The 1,545-nt window shown below is 36.3% G+C and carries 2 protein-coding genes and 1 pseudogene; all 3 read left to right on the top strand.

From position 1 onward, the window contains the following. The coding region (locus Xets_RS18795) for an IS1 family transposase (RefSeq protein WP_222941595.1) at nt 1-84 on the top strand (84 nt) is incomplete at its 5' end. Nucleotides 85-98: 14 nt separating this feature from the next. After that, nucleotides 99-248, top strand: a pseudogene (locus Xets_RS18790) (IS982 family transposase); the annotation flags it as partial. 267 nt (nt 249-515) lie between these two features. Beyond that, a complete protein-coding gene (locus Xets_RS18785; protein ID WP_255430692.1) occupies nt 516-1,451 on the top strand; it encodes an MFS transporter in 936 nt (311 codons plus the stop codon). Nucleotides 1,452-1,545: the final 94 nt, after the last annotated feature.

Here is a 1,545-nt window from a genome sequence, read left to right as displayed (position 1 = left end):
CGAAAAACATTATCTTTTTCAAAATCCATAGAAATGCATGACAGAGTTATAGGATATTATCTGAACATTCATCACTATCAATAAATTGTAGTCATAACCTCATTTCTCAAATAGAACACTCGCGCCACCGAAGTATAAAAGGATTTCTGTTGACTGTTTTAGGGGGTGTGATTGCTTACTGCCTTAAATTGAAAAAGCCATCACTTAAAAATTTCTACTCAGAAGACGATTTTCCAGTGATGGCTTAAGCGGAATTCGGGTTATTTTAATAATAAAGATAACAAAACAGATCTGACAAAAATTCTTGATTATGATTGATATCAATTGGCAAGAGGATTAGGGTTAAACTGTTTGTGTAAGTTCGCCTGATCAATTACAAAAATGTATTGCCGAAATTATGCAACAGAACGGCTTATTCTTGATCGAAATTAAATGTGAAAATCAACACACAACGCCAAATAAAGAATATAACAAACGCATAAAAGCATTCCCACTCGTATGAAAGGTGAAAAGGCATGAAGTCAAAACTCATTATCATCAATTCGTGCGTTATACTGGTATTAGGATTATTTTCTATAGATCTTTATAATCCAGCACTACCTATAATAAAAACCGCACTCGCAATTACTGACAATCAGGCACAAAGCCTTGTTGTTTATTATCTCATTGGTTTCGCTGTATCCCAACTTTTTTATGGACCTCTCTCCGATAAACACGGACGCATTCCTGTTATTGTATTTTCCTTATTATTTTCCGCTATCGGTAATTATCTGACTTCTACGGCTGAATCATTTCACACACTATCTCTTTTCCGGCTTCTGACCGGTATTGGTGCAGGTGGGTGTCCGGTTATTAGCAGAGCTATACTCAGTGATACTTTCAGGGATAAGACAGAATTATCTAAATCGCTGGCTATTTTTTCGATGGCATCACAAGTCTCGCCTGCTTTCGCACCTGTCATTGGCGGGTATATTACAGAATATCTGCCGTGGAAGTTTAATTTTATAGCTCTTACCATAATGATGCTGATAGGTGCATTTTTTGTAAAAATGACGTTGCCGGAAACATCACCGATGAAATCAACAGACAATGGCCGGATAACAGGTTTTCGAATTCTGTTATCTGACATTAATTTTGTTGTATACAGTGTTGTTTCTGCCGTTTTGTTTGCTATTACCATTGGTTATTTTACTGCCAGCCCTTTCGTATTCCAGACACAATTTGAATTATCTTCATCACAGAATGGATATCTGTTTATAGTTTATTCTGCTGGGATCGTAATAGGTTCATTGCTGACAAAAAAGTGGTTGTCACATTCCACACCTGAAAGAATTCTGAAAGTTTCACTCCCGTTATTAGTGTTGTTTACAGCGATGGCGCTCATTTTTATTTATTTTACTCAGATATTATCGATTGAATTTAACGCGATGCTCGACTTTAACATCTTATAACGTTGGCTTGTTGAAGCCAGTCGCGTTGACTTTTACCTTGTTTAAAATTGGCAAAAATACCCAACGTGTGAGAAAGAAGTTTTCTAGCAATTCG

The organism is Xenorhabdus sp. TS4 (genome assembly GCF_014467265.1).
GTDB classification, from domain to species: Bacteria; Pseudomonadota; Gammaproteobacteria; order Enterobacterales; family Enterobacteriaceae; genus Xenorhabdus; species Xenorhabdus ehlersii.
This window is presented reverse-complemented; position numbering and strand designations above follow the sequence as displayed.

What these genes read in the sequence shown, in the direction of transcription:
- Xets_RS18785 (WP_255430692.1), top strand. Translation starts at nt 516, where the DNA reads ATGAAGTCAAAACTCATTATCATCAATTCGTGCGTTATACTGGTATTA.